Here is an 18254-nt window from a genome sequence, read left to right as displayed (position 1 = left end):
CGTGTCGGACGCACTCCGGATCAGGCGGGCGAGGCCGTCATCGGTGGAAGGTACTCGCTGACCAGTTCGCGATGCCACCATTGTCGTTCGCGCAGCAACTCGTCGCGGGTTGTGAAGCGGTAGACGTAGATCCGCGCCCGCACGAACCGCGGCGGCGCGTCGGGGAAGGGACACCTGCGCAGCAGTCGCAGTGTGGCCGAGTCATTTCGCAGCAGTCGCTCGACGAAGGCGAACAGCCAGCCGCGGGCGTACATCGGCGAGATCGCGGCGAACCACATCAGCCAGTCCAACCGCAAATGGTATGGGGCCCATTGCCTCGGCAATCGGCTCGGATCACCCGGCTTGCCTTTGAACTCGTACTCCCGCCACCGCGTCCGCTCGGTGATCTCCGCGTCTTCGGTGCCCTCGAACACCACCTCCTCGCGGATGCGGCCAATAGTTCCGAAGGCCCCGTAGGCGTTGACCAGGCGAAAAGGATTGAAGGATGTGTTCATTCGCTGATGCCGGGACATCAGATTGCGCACGGGCCAGTAGCTCAGGAACAGCACCGCGACGGCGAACGCGATCACCAGACCCGCGAACCACGGTGGCGCGCCGGGCAATGCCGGAGCATCCGGCACCGACAGCACGGCCGCGACCGACGATCGGTCGATCGCGGTGGCGGCCAGCAGCATCGTCACCCAGTTCAGCCAGGCGAAGTTGCCCGACAGCACCAACCACAGCTGGGTGACGATGAGCAACGCCGCGGCCACACTCGCGACCGGCTGCGGCGCGAACAGCCCGAACGGCACGACGAGTTGAGCGAAGTGGTTGGCCGCTACCTCCACTCGATGCAGCGGCTTGGGCAAATGGTGGAAGAACCAGCTCAGCGGACCGGGCATCGGCTGGGTCTCGTGGTGGTAGTACAGGCAGGTCAGATCCCGCCAGCAGCAATCCCCGCGCAGCTTGATCAGTCCCGCGCCGAACTCCACTCGGAACAACAGCCACCGAGCCAGCCACAGCACAAGTAGCGGCGGCGCCACCCGATCATTGCCGAGGAAGATCGCCAGGAATCCAGCCTCCAGCAGCAGCGACTCCCATCCGAACGCGTACCACGCCTGCCCCACATTGACGATGGACAGATACAGCACCCACAGCACCGTCCACAGCAGCATCGCCGCCCACAGCGGCAACAGATCCGGCACTCCGGCCACGATCGCGGCCGATAGCACGACGCCGAACCACGCGACGGCGGCGAAGAAGCGATCGGAGTAGTAGAGCTGAAAAATGCTGGGGGCCACACGGAACGAGACCCGCCTCACGAACCGCGGCACCGGCAGCATCCCCCGCTCACCGATCAGCGCTCGGAATTGTCGCGCGGCCGCCAGGTACGCGATCAGATAGATGACGCCCAGGCCGCGCTGGAAGACCAGCCTGCCCAACCAGTACTCGGATTCGGTGAAGGACATCATTGACCGCTCCCCCACGCCACCCCCGGTGCCACCGAGATCGAATCGGGCAAACCCGACACGGTAGAAGCGCACAGTAGATCACCGACTGGCGTCATAGCTGGGCCGTACCCGGCACCCCGACGGACAAACCTCGCACGGGGAGACACCGACGCCCTGGACCAGCGAGCTCATCGGTACTCGGTACTGCCCACCCACCAGCGATCCATCACGGCATCGGGAGTAGGCCGACGAGGCTTTCTCCCCTTCCCGACCGATCGAAGAACAGCACACACCGGGAGATTCGACCAGCATCGCCGCACCTCGTGCACGAATCGCCCCCTTCGAAGGGCAGCCCCTTCCGCGCAGGAAACCACAGCCATGCAATGGTCGACCTCAGCTGAACCACCCTCCCCGGTCGAACCCGTGCCGATCGCCGCTCGACCGTCCGGCAGGCGGCAGAGCCCCGCGAAGACTGTCGTGAACGTCATCAGCGTCAGACCTCCCATTGCCAAATGCCTCCTCGTGGTTTGCGACCCGAGTTCGATCAGCGGTGCTGGAGCCAGTACTGTCGCAATCGCGTTACCGGACAATGATTTCCATTAGTGGGAATGGTAGAGATCGAGGAGCTGGAATGATGCAGCCGACTCGGTTGGCTGTGCACAGGAAGGCGTTCGATTGGATTCATCCTTGGCGCACAACAGGTCTCGCCGAGTCCGCGCCACCCTGATGGCGCTTGCCGTCGGTGTGAGCGTGCTCGGCCTACCCACGGTGGCATCGGCGGAGGAGGGAGCGGACCCCTACCTCGATCGCCTCGCCGAAGCAGCGGCCACTCCGACGTTGTCTTGGTCGGACTGCCAGGACGGATTCCAGTGCGCCACCGCACAGGTTCCACTGGACTACAACCTGCCGGGTGGCGAACAGATCGAGCTGGCGACGATCAAATTGCCCGCCGCGGATCCGAGTCGGCGAATTGGAACCCTCTTCGTCAACTTCGGCGGACCCGGCCCGTCCGGCGTCGACCGACTGCGGGAGCGGGCGCGGTGGCCGTGGCTGTTCTCCGAGGAACTGCGGGCTCGGTTCGACATCGTCTCCTGGGACTCTCGATCGGTGGCGCGCAGCGCGGCGGCAAGATGCTTTTCCGATGTCGACGAACAACGGGCGTTCCTCGGATCCCTGCCGGACATGCCCACCGATGCGAGCGGCGAGGCAGCGTTTTTCGCCAGTTCCGCCGAGCTCGCCGATCGCTGCAAGCAGCTGGCAGGCCCGATCCTCGATCATGCCTCGACCGCCAACACCGCACGCGATCTAGAACTGCTGCGCCGCGCGGTCGGCGATCCACAACTGACCTACCACGGCATTTCGTACGGCACCCAGCTCGGCGCGATCTACTCGAACATGTTCCCGAGCCGAGTGCGGGCATTGGTGCTGGACGGATCGATGGACTTCGAGGGCAACACCAACGGCCACGGCGGCGAAGGCCCGACGATTCCACTCGACACCAGGCAGGATGTCGCGGGCGGCATAGCCGCGACCTTCGAGGCTTTCCTGCGAGATTGTTCGGCCGCCGGGCCGCGCTGCGCCTTCGCCGCCGGCGACCCGAAGCTCAAGTGGACAGTGCTCGCGGAACGAGCGCGGCTGGCCCCGATCAAGGTCGATGGTCAGACGTGGACGTACGCGGCGGTCATCAATGCCGCCGCCGAGCTTTCCAAGCCGTCGGACTACCCCGACCTCGCCGTGTTGCTGCAGAAGTTGTTCGATACGGGCACCGCCATCCCTGGCCTGCGACCGGTCGCACAGCAGGCGACCTACCTGGGCAATCGCACCGAAGCCTTCTACACGATCCAGTGCAGCGACTCCGTCGTTCCGACCGATCCCGCCGCCTACAGTCGCGCCGCGGTCTCGGAGGACCAGCGAGTGAAATACTTCGGACGTATCGGCGTCTTCGACGCGCTGCCCTGCGCGTTCTGGCAGGGCCACGACGCCGACCGGTACACCGGCCCGTGGAACCGCCGCACTGCCGCACCGATTCTCGTGCTCAACAGCCGGTCCGACCCGGCGACACCGTTGCGCGGCGCTTACGCGGGCGCCGCGGAACTGGCCAAGGCACAGGTGGTGGTGATCGAGGGCGCGGGCCACAGCAGTATGTACGTGCAGAGCACCTGCGCCGAACAAGTCAAACGCGACTACCTGTTCTCGGGCCTGCTGCCGCCGGAGCACACCGGTTGTGCCGTCGATAAGTCCCCGTTCGACTGACGCCCGATCAGCCGCAGATCACCTCGACCGCCCCGGCGAGCAGCGCCAATCCGCGTTCGAGTTCGTCGTCGGTGATGGTCAACGGCGGCATAAGTTTCACAACCTCGTCGGCCGAGCCGGAGGTTTCGACAAGCAGTCCGCGCTCGAAAACCAGTTGGCATACCTTGCCCGCCTGCGACGCGTCTTCGAACACCACGCCGTGCACCAGGCCACGGCCGCGGGTCGAGAGGCCGGGGAAGGGGGCGACGAGCTCGGCCAGCACCTGAGCCGTGCGCTCCCCTTTGGCCAGCACAGCTTTCTGCAGGGCACCGTCGGACCAGTAGTGCTCCAGTGCCACCCTGGCCGTCACGAAGGCCGGGTTGTTGCCGCGGAAGGTGCCGTTGTGCTCGCCCGGCGCCCATTGATCGAGCTCCGGCCTGAACAGCACCAGCGCCATCGGCAAGCCGTAGCCGCCGATCGATTTCGAGAGGGTGACGATGTCGGGGGTAATGCCCGCAACCTCGAAGGAGAAGAACGGCCCGGTTCGGCCGCAGCCCATCTGCACGTCGTCGACGATCAGCATGATGCCGCGGGTGGCACACAATTCGGCGAGCTGCCGAAGCCATTCCGCGCGTGCCACATTGACCCCGCCCTCGCCCTGCACCGTCTCCACGATCACCGCGGCGGGTATGTCCACGCCCGAGGAGGGATCGTCGAGCGCGCGGCGCATCCAGCCCAGCGCGTCGGCGGCATCGAGGTAGCCGTCGTAGGGCATCGGTGTCACGTGCACCAGCGGCACCCCTGCGCCCGCCCGTTTGGCGGCATTGCCGGTGACCGACAACGCGCCGAGCGACATTCCGTGAAAAGCGTTGGTGAAGTTGAGAATCGTTTGCCGGCCGGTGACCTTGCGGGCCAGCTTCAACGCGGCCTCCACCGCGTTGGCGCCGGTGGGTCCGGGGAACTGCACCTTGTAGTCGAGGCCACGGGGGGCGAGGACGGTGTCGCGCAAGGTTTCCAGCAGTCCGCGCTTGGCCACTGTGGACATGTCCAGCCCGTGGGTTATCCCGTCGCCCGCCAGGTAGTCGATCAAGGCGCGCTTGAGGACCGGATTGTTGTGGCCGTAATTCAGTGCGCCCGCGCCCGCGAAGAAGTCCAGGTAGTTCTTGCCGTTCTCGTCGCGCAGCCAGGCCCCGCTCGCGGTGTCGAACACCGTAGGCCAGGAGCGGCAGTACCCGCGGACATTCGACTCGAGTTCCTCGAAGACGGTCATCTCGGTGTTGTTTCGACCGGCCGGCGAGCAGTCGCCCGCGGCACCGTTCGGACCGACCTGTGCAGCGGTGACAGTCATCGACGATCCTTCCTGTCGTGCACGAGCAGCTCCGTCGGGTGGCGACGACGGTCAATCTGAAGTGACTGTGTTTCTAACACTCGTGCACCGAGTGCGTAGCGCTTTTCCAAAAATCGCGCGGAGATCTTCCGCGCGTCCGCTGGCCCCCTCTAGAGTTAACTGTTTGTGCGCGCCAGAGCGGAGGGGGAAGGTTGGCTCGCTGTAGCAGTGCACCTTCGGCGAGCGATGATGGTATATGTTCGCCTTGCTAGAGCAGGTTTCCGGCGACAGTCACAGTACAAGCTCGCGATGTTCGCCGGGCTATTCACCAACTGTGTTTTCGGATTCGTCCGGGCCGCAGTGATGATGGCCGCGGTGCGCGCCTCGGATGGCTTCGGCGGTTACGACGAGGGCACGATCGGCGCCTATGTCTGGCTGTCCCAGGGGCTGCTGGGCGCAACCCAATTCATGGGTCCGCCATTGGAGCTCGTCGACCGGGTCAAGAATGGCGATATCGCGATCGACTTCTTGCGACCGGTCGATATCCAATGCAGTTATCTGGCAGCCGATCTCGGCCGAGCGGTGGCCACCATCCTGCCGCGCGGCGTGCCCAGCGTGCTCGTCGGCGTGCTCACCTTCGGACTGACCATGCCGAACACGCCCGCTCCCTACCTGCTCGGTGTGCTCAGCGTGCTCCTCGCGGTGGCGTTGTCCTTCCTGTGCCTGTTCGCCGTCGGGCTGATCGGATTCTGGGTGGTGGAAACACGTGGTCTGCGAGTGCTGTACCAAATTTGCGGCACGTTTCTGGCCGGGCTTTTTGTCCCGGTGCACATGTTCCCGGACTGGCTGCGCACGATTGCGCAGGCCACCCCGTTTCCGTCGATCCTGCAGTCCCCGATCGACATCCTCTCGGGCCGGGTCACCGACATGACGGCGGTGACGGTCGTCGCCGCACAGGTGTTCTGGGTGCTCGTGATCGGCGCGGTGGGCCGGGTGTTACTCGCGGCGGGGCGCCGCAGGCTGGAGGTGCAAGGTGGCTGAGCCGCCGTTCGCGCCCGCACCCGCAGGCTCCTGGTGCACCCCCTACGCGGCCGTACTCGCGTCCCGGATCCGCGCTCAGCAGACATACCGATTGTCCTTTGCCAGTGAGGTATTCAGTGCGTTCCTGATCGGGCTGGTGGAGTTTGCCGAGGTGTGGGTCATTTTCCACAATGTCCGGGTTCTCGGCGGCCTCGACCTGGACGGCGCGCTGCTCTTGTTCGGGCTGAGCAATACGAGTTTTGCACTGGCTCAGGTCTTGTTCGGCCACCTGGATTCGCTGCCGGTCCTCATTCGGATGGGCACGATCGATGCGTACTACCTACGTCCGCAGCCACTGCTGCTGCAGCTCATCACCAGTGATATCTCGCTGCGCCGCCTCGCCCGCGCTTCGGTCGCGATCGTCGTGCTCGCCCTCGGCCTCATTCGCAACGATATCTGCTGGGGCCCTGACACATCGGCGCTACTGGCGATCACACTGACCAGTGGGATCGCCGTGTTCGGCGGCCTGTTCGTGTGCGCCGCCGGCGCACAGTTCTTCCTGATCGACGGATCCGAGCTGACCAACAGTTTCACCTATGGCGGGTCTTTCGCGGCCATGCAACCCGCGTCGGTGTTTCCGACACCGTTGAAGCTGCTGTTCGGATTCGCCATCCCGGTTTCGTTCACGGCATATCTACCCACCATCGCGCTGCTCGACCTGCCTGGGCCGCCGCTGCTGCCGGCCTGGCTGGCCTGGCTCTCCCCGCTCGCAGTGATATGGGTATGGCTGCTCGCACTCGGCTTGTGGCGAATCGGTACTCGGCACTATCAGGGAGGCGGCGGATAAGCATGGCGGACAGTGAATTACCGGATGCAATCATCGACATCAGGGACCTGACACGTGAATTCATCCTGTATCGCAAGAATGGGCGTCGCTGGCGCCGACGCCGCGAAATACTCACCGCCGTCGACAGGATGACCTTCCGTATCGACCGCGGCGCTGCGGTCGGCTATATCGGGGCGAACGGGGCGGGCAAATCGACCACCATCAAGATGCTGACCGGCATCCTGGTCCCCACCGCGGGTACCGTACGCACCTGCGGCCTGGAACCTGTCCGGCAGCGGCGCGATCTGGCAGGCCGCATCGGGGTGGTGTTCGGGCAGCGTTCGCAGCTCTGGTGGGATCTGCCGCTGCGCGAATCGTTTTCGATCCTGGCCGCCATTCACCGGTTGGAGCCCGACGTCGCGCACAAGCGCACCCACGAATTGGTCGAACAGCTCGAGATGGCCGAAACGCTCGACACTCCGGTGCGGCAGTTGTCGCTCGGGCAGCGGATGCGGGCCGAGGTGGCCGCGGCGCTGCTGCACGCACCGGAGCTGGTGATCCTCGACGAGCCGACCATTGGTCTCGACGTGCTCTCCAAGCAGCGGCTACGCGAGTTCCTGCGCGCCGAGCGGGCCGACCGTGGTACCACGCTGCTGCTCACCACCCACGATATGGGCGATATCGAGCGACTATGCGATCGAGTTCTCGTCGTCGATCGCGGCAGCCTGGTCTACGACGGATCGGTGAACGGACTCGCGGTCCGGGTCGGCGCCCGACGCGTGCTCACCGTCGACCTGGCCGAGCCGACCGATGATCTCGACAACCTTCCCGGTGCCGAGCTCCTGACGAGCGAAGGCGACGGGATTCGCCAACGGCTGGCCTTCGATTCCGAAAAAATCACGGCCGCACAACTTCTCGCGGCAGTGTCGGACCGCGCCGTGGTACGTGACCTCTCCATCGAAGAGCCGGACATCGAGGACGTGGTCCGGCGGATCTACGAATCCGCCACCTGGTAGTCGCTCGATGTCCGGCTCTATTGCCTTACTGTTCAGTTGTTTTCGGGTTCCCGCGCACCTTGGTCGAGCCGGAAGGGCGGGTATTCGTCACGCAGCAGCGAGGTGTACACCTGCACCCGCAGCACCCATCTGTTGACTCCCATCGCGAAATCGAACAGGCCCTTCGGATAGACCGCGGTGAACAGCAGCACCACCACCGCGATCAGCGTGATAATCGGTAGCAAAGGCACCCAGGAGACGCCGTAGTCGTCACCGAAGGCCAGGTATCCGCCACCGACGAACGCCGAAACCACCAGGTAGTGCGGGATAGCAAGCAACCACCATTTCACCAGGACGAGACCGCGATGCAGTCGCTCCGGATAGTCCACCTCGATATCGGCCGCATAGTCCGCGTTCGACTGGAGGCTGAAGGGCGGATATTTGTCCGTGCCCAGCGGTGACCAAGCGTAGAACCCGACCCGCCAGCTCCAGCGGAGCACTCCGACACCGAAATCGAATAGCCCATGGGGATATTTGCCGGTGAACAGGATCGCGAAAAAAGCGATCACGGTGACTACGGCCCATGCGATGTGCAGGAAAAACAACACGATGTAATGCGGGATGGCCAGGATCCATTTGACCAACCACAGCCAGCGCGACAGCGCTGGATCGAGATCTCCTCTGATACGAACAGGTTCGACGGACTTACCCAGATCGACAGGATTTTCGGGTTCCATGATCGATGCTCCTTCGGGTGCTTCGACACGCAACGGTTCAGGTTGCGGAATGTCCCGATTGTCTCGTACCAGAGCAGCTCCGAAGCCACGTTCGGATACCGACACGCCAACGAATCCCGCCCGGGGGTGCGCACCCCACAGTCCCCGCCCGTGGCAACCCGGTGTTGCACCACGACGCCACGGCGCGAAACACTGGGCGGCGTTTGTCCAATCGTATTACCTCGGGGGTAATTCAATGCGTAAGTCTCGTCCTTTTGTGCTCGTCATCGGCGCGCTGCTCGTCGCTGTGCTGGTGTTGTCGATGAGCGGCTGCGGCAAGAGCAAAAAGCGCCGCAGCTCGAGTTCCTCCCGACCGGCCGCGACGTCGACCGTCACCAGCACTCCGCAACGTCCGTTCAAGGACTGCACCGAAGCGTGGGCCATCGGGAAGCCACCGCTGCGGCGGACCGACAAGGGCTACTCGATCACGCTGGACAAGCTCGACGGCGCGGAGGACGGCGTCGCCTGCGCGGTGCGCCCGACCCGCTGAGACCGACAGATCAGCCCGTGACATCCGCGGTGCGGCTTGTACTATCGGGAAACGTGATGTTCAGCGCGATGCGTTTCCCAGGAACCCGGGTGGTGATCGCTTTCGCGTTCACCCTCTGGGCGCTGACGCTCGCGCTGCCGGAGTGTCACCTCTTCCCGCACGCGAGCACCGCTCACGCGCATATCGAATCGGCCGACCCGTCGGTGCCCTCGCCCGCCCCGGTTCAGTTCGGGATCGATCGTCATCAGCACGCGGCTGCGCCGGACCAGCATCTGTCCAACGACGCCGTAGTCGTCACCCTGCCCCGCGGCGCATCGTCGATGCTCGGCCTGCTGATCCTCGCCGCGACGCTGATATTCGTGCTGCCGTTGCCCGCCGCCCTCGGCGGCGGGCTCCGCGCACCGCCATCACTGCTGCCCGCCCGTCGAGGCAGAGACACCCTCCTTCGAATCGGCATCGCCAGAATCTGATCGGCCAGCGTCAGGCCGGAGCTTGCCGGGGCCCGGCCGGTGTTCGTGCGTTTCCCGCACTCACCCGCTCGCTGTCCACCAGCGACCGAACAGAATCGACGATTCCCATGCAGCACCTGGCTGTGCGCACGCACGACCTGCTAGAGCCCGCTCTCCCGACCGACCCGGCCGCGCTGCCGAGTCCCGCAAGTCTGTTGACGACGGCGAATCGCTGCCAACGCCCCGCCACGATGGTCGGCAATACCCCGGTCCTGTGGATCACCGAACCCCTCTCTCCCACAACCGATTCGGCGCACGCACCGGATGGCCGCGGGTTCTGGGCCAAGCTCGAGGGCGCCAATCCCGGCGGCATGAAGGACCGCACCGCCCTGCACATGGTGGCGCGCGCGACCGCGCGCGGCGAGCTGACACCGGGCGCCCCCATTATCGAATCGACCAGCGGCACACTCGGTTTGGGCTTGGCACTGGCAGGCATGGAGTACCATCATCCGGTCCGCCTCGTCACCGACCCCGGTCTCGAACCGTTGATGCGGCACATGCTGGCCGCCTACGGCGCCGAAGTGGAGATGGTCACCGAACCGCATCCGACCGGAGGCTGGCAACAGGCCCGTCGCGACCGGGTAGCCACATTGCTCGCCGAGGATTCGCGGGCCTGGTGCCCCGACCAATACCGCAACCCCGACAACCGCGATGCCTACGCGTCCCTTGCCATGGAATTGGTCGCGCAGCTGGGCCGGGTCGATGCGCTGGTGTGCTCGGTGGGCACCGGCGGCCATTCCGCGGGCATCGCCCGGGTGCTGCGCCAGTACTTCCCGCACCTGCGGCTGATCGGCGTCGACACCGTCGCGTCCACCATATTCGGGCAGCCAGCGGGCCAGCGACTGATGCGCGGGCTCGGCTCCAGCATCCATCCCGACAATGTCGACTATCCGGCATTCGACGAAATCCATTGGGTCGCACCGTCCGAGGCCGTGTGGGCGTGCCGCACGCTGGCCGCGACACATCACGCGAGCGGCGGCTGGAGCGTGGGCGCTGTCGCACTGGTCGCAGGTTGGCTGGCCCGCACCAGCGACCGAGACGTGCGGATAGCCGCGGTCTTCCCTGACGGTCCGCTGCGCTACTTCGACACTGTGTACAACGACGAGTACTGCCGCGCGAACGGGCTGCTCGGCATCGCCGCACCGCGCGAACCGGCGACGATCGCCCATCCGGCGGCCGCCGTTGTCGACTCGTGGACCAGGTGCACCACTGTCGTCGATCCCCGCAATCGCGAAGGACACGGTGAACCGACGGCACCGGAACCGAGCAGGCGCACCGGTCCGGCCACAGTGTCGCACCGCGCTGCGGCAGCACCATTGCCCGTCGGCGAGGCAGCACCGGAGGTCACCCGGTGACCAATGTTTACGCCACCTACAGATCCTTCAACCGGCCGAGCCGGATGCTGATGATCAACCAGTTCGCCATCAACACCGGCTTCTACATGCTGATGCCATATCTCGCCGGATATCTGGCCGGCCCGCTCGGCCTGGCCGCCTGGGCGATCGGCCTGGTGCTCGGCATCAGGAACTTCTCCCAGCAGGGCATGTTCCTGCTGGGCGGCACCTTGGCCGATCGGCTCGGCTACAAGCCGCTCATCGTGGCCGGGTGCCTATTGCGCACCGGTGGTTTCGCGCTGCTTGCCCTCGCCGATTCGCTGCCCGCGCTGCTGATCGCCTCGGCGGCAACCGGTTTCGCGGGCGCACTGTTCAACCCCGCGGTACGGGCCTACCTCGCGGTGGACTCGGCCGAGCGCAGGGTCGAGGCGTTCGCGGTGTTCAACATCTTCTACCAGGCAGGCATCCTGTTCGGCCCGATCGTCGGTCTGGCGTTGATGGCCTTCGATTTCCGGACGACCGCGACAGGCGCGGCGGTGGTCTTCGGGTTGCTCACCCTTGCCCAGCTGCGCGCGTTGCCGCAGCATCGGGCCGAACCCGAAACCGTGTCAGTGCTCGAGGACTGGCGGGTGGTGCTGGCCAATCGTCCATTCCTGCTCTTCGCGCTGGCGATGATCGGCTGCTATGTGCTGTCTTTCCAGGTCTATCTCGCGCTGCCGATGCAGGCCGCCCGCATCGTCGGCGCGGATTCGGCGTCTGTGGTGATGACGGCGGTGTTCGTGGTGTCCGGCACGATCGCGATCGCAGGCCAGCTGCGTATCACCCGCTGGTTCACGCGGCGATGGGGTCGTCCACACAGCCTGGTCATCGGCATGGCAGTACTGGCGGCCGCGTTCGTCCCGCTGTTGCTGGTGCCGGGCAATGGACTAGGAACCTGGACTGCGGTCGGCGCGCTGCTGGTCACCGCGGCGGTGCTGGGAGTGGGCGCGGCGGCGGTGTTCCCGTTCGAGATGGACACTGTGGTCGCGCTGTGCGGTGATCGTCTGGTCGCCACCCATTACGGCTGCTACAACACCATCGTCGGTATCGGCATTCTGCTCGGCAACCTCGGCACCGGGACGATCCTGGATGCGGCGCGCGGCGCGGGCATGAGTTCGCTCGCGTGGGCGGGTCTGATCGCCGTCGGCGCGGCATCTGCGTGCGGACTGTCTGCGCTCGCGCGCTCCGGGCGGCTGGAGGCGCCACTGCCGGTCGGCTGAGCATCCCGCATCGTGAGCTCGAGACTGCCCCGGGCACACCGTGCCCGGGGCAGGTCGGCACAGGTCAGGACGGCGCTTGACCCGTAGCCGAATACAGGCTCACTTCGCCCGCCTCGCTGAGGAAGGCATTCACCAGCATGGTGCGGTTGGCCGCCATCTCGTCCGGTTCGGGAGCGATAGTGGTGATCGAAATCTGCGGAATGGCAGCCCAGTTCACGACATATCGTTCGGGCGGCCCGTCGTCGTCGGACAGCCGCGCGAGTCGAAACACCGACACGGTCTTGCGGACGATGAGGTTGCGCACGACCTCCGCAATTCGCTCGGGGTCTTCCAGGGCGAACATGAAGCCGAATGTCAACTCGGGCGAGGACACATAGGCAGGCACGAACATCGAGGCTAGCCGATGAAGGGGCGCTGCGCAGCTACCGCACCGGATCAGGTTGCTGCCCATGCGCTCACGGATTTCGCCCCGACATCGATGCCGCCCTCATGTGACCGATCCGTAACGGACCATAACAATTTCCAGGCAGGTTCTCTCTTTTTACACCATACGGTTGCGTGGATCCGACTATCGAGCTTTCCTGAAAGAGTCCCGATTTCTCGGGCCGTCTTCCTCATCGCATCGTCGCGGATTTCCCGGTTTCTTTGCCGTGTTGGTGGACTGTGGGGGTGGCGCTCCGGGCGCGGGTCTGCGCCGGAGCCGAGGGGTGCCCCTCCTCGAAATCCCCCTCGGCCCTGGCGCATCCAGATATCGCAATCGTTACCGCAGAGGTATGCATCATGCCTACCGAATACGCAGCAAGCCGTATCGGAACCGGAGAGCTGCCACCACCGTCAGCGTTATTGCGCGCGTTCCGCGAGCCCGACAACCCGAATCGCCGACAACACCGGGTCCTGGCTGCGGCACGCGAACTGGTCGAATGCCATGAACGCAGGCACCGAGCCCAGCAGGCCGCGCACACCCCCGGGGCCTCCAGCGGATGCGTCGCGGCGTGCACACAGCTGGTCGAGGACATCGACGGGCATCGCGCGGAACTGGTGGGCCGCATCGACCACTGGGTGGCCGCCAATATCCAGCACCGCACCGGCGCCTCATTGCACACCGAGACCCTCGGCGCCGTCATCGATCGAATGGCCGCGAAATGGATTGCGGCACAACAGGCTTTAGGAATCTCGGCACCCGCCGACCCACACCCACTGCAGCTGGACGGGGAAGCCCACCTGCAGTGGTGCCGGTTGGCGGAGCTGACCGACGGCTACAAGGATCTGATCACCGATGTGAACGAACACCGGCGCCGGCTGCCGGTGTGGTGATCACCGGAGGTCTTCGACCCCCGGCTCGACCACCTCGGCCTCGACGAACGCGGCGCCCGCGGGGGGCTCCCCTTCCGCGTCGTAGGAAACGCCGGGGCCTTCATCGAGCAGATCATCGGCGAACGCGTCCTCGTGCGGCGACGCAGCATCGCGCCGCGCCGCCGCCGCGGCTTCGTTCATCTCGATGGCATCGGTGATCCACTCGCCGATCTCCCGAGTGACGTCCTGCACGGTGCCGGTGATGATCGACGCAATATTACCGACATGCCGTGCACCGGAAGTCGTTAATTCCTGGATCAAATCCTTGTTGCTTTCGAATTTCCCGATCATTCACACGCCCACTTCAGTTGGCTGCTGTTGTCGCATCACAATAACACCGGGCGCGCTCTCCTTCCGGACCAAGAACGGCGGCAGTGCGAGCTTGAAAAGTTTTCCCCACACCGATCCGATCTGCTTACCGAACGAGCCGGTGTTGTACGGAAGGCCGTACGTCTCGCACAGCGCCCGCACCTCCGGAGCCAGCTCCGGATACCGGTTCGCGGGCAGGTCCGGGAAGAGGTGGTGTTCGATCTGGTGCGACAGATTGCCCGACATGATGTGGAACAGCCGACCGCCGGTGATGTTGGCCGAGCCGAGCATCTGCCGGACGTACCATTCACCGCGCGTCTCGAATTCCGTCTCCTCCTCGGTGAACGTTTGTACGCCGGTCGGGAAGTGGCCGCAGAAGATGATGGAGAACGCCCAGATGTTGCGGACCAGATTCGCGGTCACGTTCCCGGCGAGCGTGCTGAGCACCAGCGGACCCGACAGCGCCGGGAAGACCACATAGTCCTTGAGCACCTGTCTGCCCGCCTTGCGCCACTGGCCGCTCAACAGCTTTGTGACATCGGCCCACTTCCGCTTGCCGCGCACGATGTTCTCGACCTCGAGATCGTGACCCATCACACCCCACTCGAACAGGACCATCAGGCCGAAGGCGTACAGCGGATTACCCAGCCGCAAGGGATTCCACTGCTGCGCTTCGTCGACACGCAAGATGCCGTAGCCGATGTCGCGGTCCTTGTTGTGGATGTTGGTGTAGGTGTGGTGCATGTAGTTGTGCGAGTGCCGCCACTGATCACCGGGGCAGACGTTGTCCCACTCGAACTCACGGGAATTCAGATCCGGCTCACGCATCCAGTCGTACTGGCCGTGCATGACATTGTGGCCGATCTCCATGTTGTCCAGGATCTTCGACACGCTCAGCGCGGCGACCGCGGCCAGCCAGAACGGCGGTAGAAAGCCGAGATACATCAGGCCACGGCCCGCGACCTCGAAACCGCGCTGCGCCTTGATGATCGAGTAGATGTACTCGCGGTCGCGGTCGCCGAGGTCGGCGACGACCTTGGCGCGCAGCTCGTCCAGGCGCCTGCCGAGCTCCTCGACCTGGTCCGGGGTCAGCACCAGCGGGCCGTCTTTCGTTTCGGTCAAAATAGTCATTGCTCAACTCCCCTTGATAGTGAAATCACTTGCTCAAATATCGATCTCGACGTCGCCGACGGGCGCGCTGATGCACAGCTGGATGGGCTGATCGGGATCGCTGTCGGTGTCGCCGGTGCGCACATTGCGTGTGCAGCCGGTGCGCCGAACCGCGGTGCAGGAGAAACAGATGCCCATCCGGCAGCCGTAATCCGGTGTCAGACCGGCCGCTTCGGCCTGCTCGAGTAGCACCGAGCCGTTGTTCTGCGCACTGACCCCGCTCGCGGCGAACCGCACCGTGCCGAACACCTCGCCCATCTCCACAGGCGCGACCGACAGGGTGAACTCCTCGGCGTGCAGCCGGTCTGCCAGCCGCTCCGCCTCGAAGATCTTGCGCACCGCGTCCATCAGTCCGGGCGGGCCGCACACAAAGGTTTGTGCGTCGGCGAACCATGGCGCGACCCGCTCCAGCTCGTCGTAGTCGAAGTAGCCCGAACCGTAACTCGTATATCGCGATTCGATGCGGAAGTTCTTGTGCGCCCGCTCGATCTCCGCCAGTTCCGGGCGATGCGGCTGCACCTCGGGCGATTTCGCGTAGTGCAGGAAGGCCACCTCACCGGGATAACCCTCGTCGGCGAGGGCGCGCAGCATCGCGAGCACCGGCGTGATGCCGCTGCCACCACTGATCAGCACTATCCGCTCCGGGCGCGGCTCGGGCAGCCGGAAGGCGCCCGTGGCGGGCGCGAGGTCGACCACCATCCCCGGCAGCGCTCTGGTGTAGAGATACTGCGAAACCAGGCCGTCCGGGTGTGCCTTGACGGTGAGCTGGATGTGCCGGTCACGGCGCGACGCCACGTTCACCGGCGAATAGCAGCGGGTGTGCCTGACGCCGTCGATCACCACGCCGATCTGGACATACTGCCCGGGCGCGTGACCGGCCCACTGCCTGGTCGGGCGCAGGGTCAGCGTCACCGACCCCAGCACCGAGCGGCGCACGTGGGTGATCTCGGCCCGCATCACCCGCGTTGTCAGCGTCGGGCGAATGAGTTCCAAATACCGATCGAGAGGGTGCGGCGTGGTCAGGGTCTGCACCAGGTTGATGAGATCCACCATTCGGGTTCTCCGTACCTTGCTTGTCGGGAGCCGGGGCCCTGCTTGTCAGGACTCGGGACGTGCGACCAATTTCAGTGCACGTCTGTACACTCAACTAGTGTGACCGATGACCAGGGTCCGATGTCAACCAGCAAAACGTGTGACCCGAACTACATCTCTCGATGGGGCGAATGGTGAACGGATGTATGCTCACCGTGATGAGCGAGCAGGCAGCAACGCGAGGCGAACGCAAGGAGCGAACCCGCCAGGCACTACTGGACGGCACTCTGACCCTGGCCGCCGAACGCGGGTTCGCCGCGCTCAGCCTGCGCGAGATCGCCCGCTCGGCGGGGATCGTGCCGACCGCGTTCTACCGCCACTTCTCCTCGCTGGAGGATCTGGGCGCCGCATTGGTCGACGAGAGCGTCAAAGCACTGCGTCTCGCATTGCGCGAAGTGCGCCGCACCCCCGATGCCAGCCTGTCGGAGACGGTGCGCTTCGTCTTCGAACAGGTCGCGGCCAAACGCGAGATGTTCGGCTTCCTCACCCGTGAGCGCCACGGCGGCTCGGCGGCGCTGCGCCAGGCCATCGCGATGGAGTTGCAACTGATCGTCCGCGAACTGGTCGCCGACCTCTCTCGCGTCCGCGCACTGGATTCCTGGTCGCCCGACGATCTGGAAATCGCCGCCGATCTGCTGGTCGCCACGGTCTCCGACGGCATCGCCGCCTACGTCGCCGCAACCCCGCGCGACCAGCGGTTCATCGTCGACCGCACTGTCCGACAGGTCCGTCTCATCGCCCTCGGCATGAGCGCTTGGCGGCCGAGCAGGGACTAGCGGGCGCGGTCCGGGCCCGGCACCATCAGCAGCGCGGCAAGGCCGACGGCGAGCACGACAAGCAGGCCGGCGATGCCCGCGCGGTCGGCATCGAAGAGCCAGACGAAGAGGCCGAAAAGACTTGGGGCGAGGAAGGAAACGGCACGACCCGTAGTGGTGTAGAGGCCGAACATCTGGCCCTCGCGGCCGGGTGGGGCAAGCCGGGTCAGAAAGGATCGAGCGGAAGCCTGCGCCGGGCCGACGAAGACGGTGAGCAGGAGGCCGAAGATCCAGAACATCAGCGGCCCGGAGACGATGACCAGCGCCAGTCCGCACAGGAGCATCGCGCCGAGGGAGACGACGATAACAATCTTCGGGCCGACGCGGTCGTCGAATCGACCCGCGATGATCGCACCGAGGGCAGCGACGACATTCGCCGCGATGCCGAACAGGAGCACATCGGAGTCGGCGATGCCGTAGACACGGACGGCGAGCACCGCACCAAAGGTGAAGACACCGGCGAGGCCGTCCCGGAAAATCGCACTGGCCACCAGGAATCCGACGGTCCGACGGTCGACGGACCATAGCTCGCGCAGGTCACGCCACAGCACTCGGTAGGAACCGAAGAAGCCCGCCTTGGCCGCGCCGGGATCGGCGCTGGTGCGCGGTAGTTCCGGCACCGCGAAGAGCACCGGAAGGGCGAAGGCGGCGAACCACACCGCGGCCAGCATCGCGACGAGGCGGATGTTCAGTCCGTCATCGGTGGGCACGCCGAGCAGACCGCGGCTGTCGCCGTCACCGGAGATGAACCCGAAGTAGCAGATCAGCAGGAGCAGGATGCCGCCGAAATAGCCCATTGCCCAACCGAATCCGGAGACCCTGCCGACGGTCGCCGGCGTGGACACCTGGCGCAGCATGGCGTTGTACGGAACATTCGCCAACTCGAAGAAGGCCGAGCCGAACCCGAGCAGCACCAGCCCGATCCACAGATCGTGGTAGTCGTCGTGGACGAAGAACATCAACGCCATCGCCAGGATCGTCAGCGCGGTCAGAACCGCAAGGGAGCGTTTGCGTTTCGCGGTCGCGTCGAAGCGCTGCCCGCTGATCGGCGCGGTCACCGCCACGAGCAGGCCCGCGATGCCGAGCGCCCAGCCCAGCCACGCACTCGCCGAGATCCCACCGGGCAGATCGTCACCCACCTTGTCGGTGAGATACACCGAGAAGACGAAGGTGAGGATCACCGCGTTGAAGGCCGATGACCCCCAATCCCACAATCCCCACGCCACCACTTGCCCGCGCCCGGCCGCCTGCCCGACAGTCGCCCGCGCGTCCACCTCGGTCATGTCGCGCAGCCTAATGCGGATCCGGCGGCGCGTC

18 protein-coding genes are annotated in these 18254 nt (G+C 65.3%); 10 read left to right on the top strand and 8 right to left on the bottom strand.

Annotated features, from left to right (window positions below):
• Nucleotides 1-20 precede the first annotated feature (20 nt).
• A complete protein-coding gene (locus tag AB0M74_RS21075; RefSeq protein ID WP_366527965.1) occupies nt 21-1451 on the bottom strand; it encodes a lipase maturation factor family protein in 1431 nt (476 codons plus the stop codon).
• Between the two features lie 654 nt (nt 1452-2105).
• Between AB0M74_RS21075 and AB0M74_RS21070 the strand changes: the two genes are divergently transcribed.
• On the top strand, nt 2106-3683 hold the full coding sequence (locus tag AB0M74_RS21070) for an alpha/beta fold hydrolase (protein WP_366527964.1): 1578 nt from the start codon (nt 2106-2108) through the stop codon (nt 3681-3683).
• A gap of 7 nt (nt 3684-3690) precedes the next feature.
• Here AB0M74_RS21070 and ectB read toward each other — a convergent pair whose 3' ends face one another.
• A complete protein-coding gene (gene ectB, locus AB0M74_RS21065) occupies nt 3691-4932 on the bottom strand; it encodes a diaminobutyrate--2-oxoglutarate transaminase (protein ID WP_366528056.1) in 1242 nt (413 codons plus the stop codon).
• 366 nt (nt 4933-5298) lie between these two features.
• Here ectB and AB0M74_RS21060 point away from each other — a divergent pair, with 366 nt between their 5' ends.
• The 3 genes from AB0M74_RS21060 to AB0M74_RS21050 are packed head-to-tail and all read left to right on the top strand — an operon-like array spanning nt 5299 to nt 7851.
• On the top strand, nt 5299-6030 hold the full coding sequence (locus AB0M74_RS21060) for an ABC-2 family transporter protein (RefSeq protein ID WP_366527963.1): 732 nt from the start codon (nt 5299-5301) through the stop codon (nt 6028-6030).
• A complete protein-coding gene (locus AB0M74_RS21055; RefSeq protein ID WP_366527962.1) occupies nt 6023-6856 on the top strand; it encodes an ABC-2 family transporter protein in 834 nt (277 codons plus the stop codon). Before AB0M74_RS21060 ends, AB0M74_RS21055 begins: the two co-directional genes overlap by 8 nt.
• Nucleotides 6857-6858: 2 nt before the next feature.
• Nucleotides 6859-7851: an ATP-binding cassette domain-containing protein gene (locus tag AB0M74_RS21050; RefSeq protein WP_366527961.1), complete on the top strand. Its 993-nt coding sequence runs from the start codon at nt 6859-6861 to the stop codon at nt 7849-7851.
• A 32-nt stretch (nt 7852-7883) separates the two neighbouring features.
• Here AB0M74_RS21050 and AB0M74_RS21045 read toward each other — a convergent pair whose 3' ends face one another.
• Complete coding sequence (locus AB0M74_RS21045) at nt 7884-8567, bottom strand: DUF4389 domain-containing protein (protein ID WP_366527960.1); 684 nt, start codon at nt 8565-8567, stop codon at nt 7884-7886.
• Between the two features lie 235 nt (nt 8568-8802).
• On the opposite strand from AB0M74_RS21045, the gene AB0M74_RS21040 reads away from it, so the two are divergent.
• The 4 genes from AB0M74_RS21040 (at nt 8803) to AB0M74_RS21025 (ending at nt 12198) form a co-directional block, all read left to right on the top strand.
• Complete coding sequence (locus tag AB0M74_RS21040) at nt 8803-9096, top strand: excalibur calcium-binding domain-containing protein (protein ID WP_366527959.1); 294 nt, start codon at nt 8803-8805, stop codon at nt 9094-9096.
• A 53-nt stretch (nt 9097-9149) separates the two neighbouring features.
• Nucleotides 9150-9566, top strand: coding sequence for a hypothetical protein (locus AB0M74_RS21035; RefSeq protein ID WP_366527958.1), 417 nt, complete (start codon nt 9150-9152; stop codon nt 9564-9566).
• A gap of 230 nt (nt 9567-9796) precedes the next feature.
• Nucleotides 9797-10960 carry a PLP-dependent cysteine synthase family protein gene (locus AB0M74_RS21030; RefSeq protein ID WP_366528055.1) on the top strand — a complete coding sequence of 388 codons (1164 nt, stop codon included), beginning with the start codon at nt 9797-9799 and terminating at the stop codon, nt 10958-10960.
• A gap of 44 nt (nt 10961-11004) precedes the next feature.
• On the top strand, nt 11005-12198 hold the full coding sequence (locus AB0M74_RS21025; protein ID WP_366528054.1) for an MFS transporter: 1194 nt from the start codon (nt 11005-11007) through the stop codon (nt 12196-12198).
• A 64-nt stretch (nt 12199-12262) separates the two neighbouring features.
• On the opposite strand, the gene AB0M74_RS21020 is transcribed toward AB0M74_RS21025, so the two are convergent.
• Nucleotides 12263-12649: a hypothetical protein gene (locus tag AB0M74_RS21020; RefSeq protein ID WP_366527957.1), complete on the bottom strand. Its 387-nt coding sequence runs from the start codon at nt 12647-12649 to the stop codon at nt 12263-12265.
• A 329-nt stretch (nt 12650-12978) separates the two neighbouring features.
• On the opposite strand from AB0M74_RS21020, the gene AB0M74_RS21015 reads away from it, so the two are divergent.
• Nucleotides 12979-13512, top strand: coding sequence for a DUF4254 domain-containing protein (locus AB0M74_RS21015; RefSeq protein ID WP_366527956.1), 534 nt, complete (start codon nt 12979-12981; stop codon nt 13510-13512).
• Here AB0M74_RS21015 and AB0M74_RS21010 read toward each other — a convergent pair whose 3' ends face one another.
• From AB0M74_RS21010 to AB0M74_RS21000, 3 genes are read right to left on the bottom strand one after another with little or no spacing between them, the layout of a single operon-like run.
• Nucleotides 13513-13842 (bottom strand): hypothetical protein, encoded by a 330-nt coding sequence (locus AB0M74_RS21010; RefSeq protein WP_366527955.1) that lies wholly within the window; start codon nt 13840-13842, stop codon nt 13513-13515.
• Nucleotides 13843-14991, bottom strand: coding sequence for an acyl-CoA desaturase (locus AB0M74_RS21005; RefSeq protein ID WP_366527954.1), 1149 nt, complete (start codon nt 14989-14991; stop codon nt 13843-13845).
• A 33-nt stretch (nt 14992-15024) separates the two neighbouring features.
• The gene (locus AB0M74_RS21000; protein ID WP_366527953.1) at nt 15025-16083 is read right to left on the bottom strand and encodes an FAD-binding oxidoreductase; all 1059 of its coding nucleotides are present in this window, start codon (nt 16081-16083) and stop codon (nt 15025-15027) included.
• A gap of 197 nt (nt 16084-16280) precedes the next feature.
• On the opposite strand from AB0M74_RS21000, the gene AB0M74_RS20995 reads away from it, so the two are divergent.
• Nucleotides 16281-16898 (top strand): TetR family transcriptional regulator, encoded by a 618-nt coding sequence (locus tag AB0M74_RS20995; RefSeq protein ID WP_366527952.1) that lies wholly within the window; start codon nt 16281-16283, stop codon nt 16896-16898.
• Here AB0M74_RS20995 and AB0M74_RS20990 read toward each other — a convergent pair.
• Entirely contained in the window at nt 16895-18220 is a 1326-nt protein-coding gene (locus AB0M74_RS20990) for an MFS transporter (protein WP_366527951.1), read from the bottom strand. The two genes, AB0M74_RS20995 and AB0M74_RS20990, sit on opposite strands and share 4 nt — an antisense overlap.
• Between the last annotated feature and the right edge of the window lie 34 nt (nt 18221-18254).

Source organism: Nocardia sp. NPDC051463 (assembly GCF_040681975.1).
Classification (GTDB): domain Bacteria; phylum Actinomycetota; class Actinomycetes; order Mycobacteriales; family Mycobacteriaceae; genus Nocardia.
Note: the sequence above shows the minus strand (reverse complement) of the source record. Positions and strands in the feature narration are given on the sequence as shown.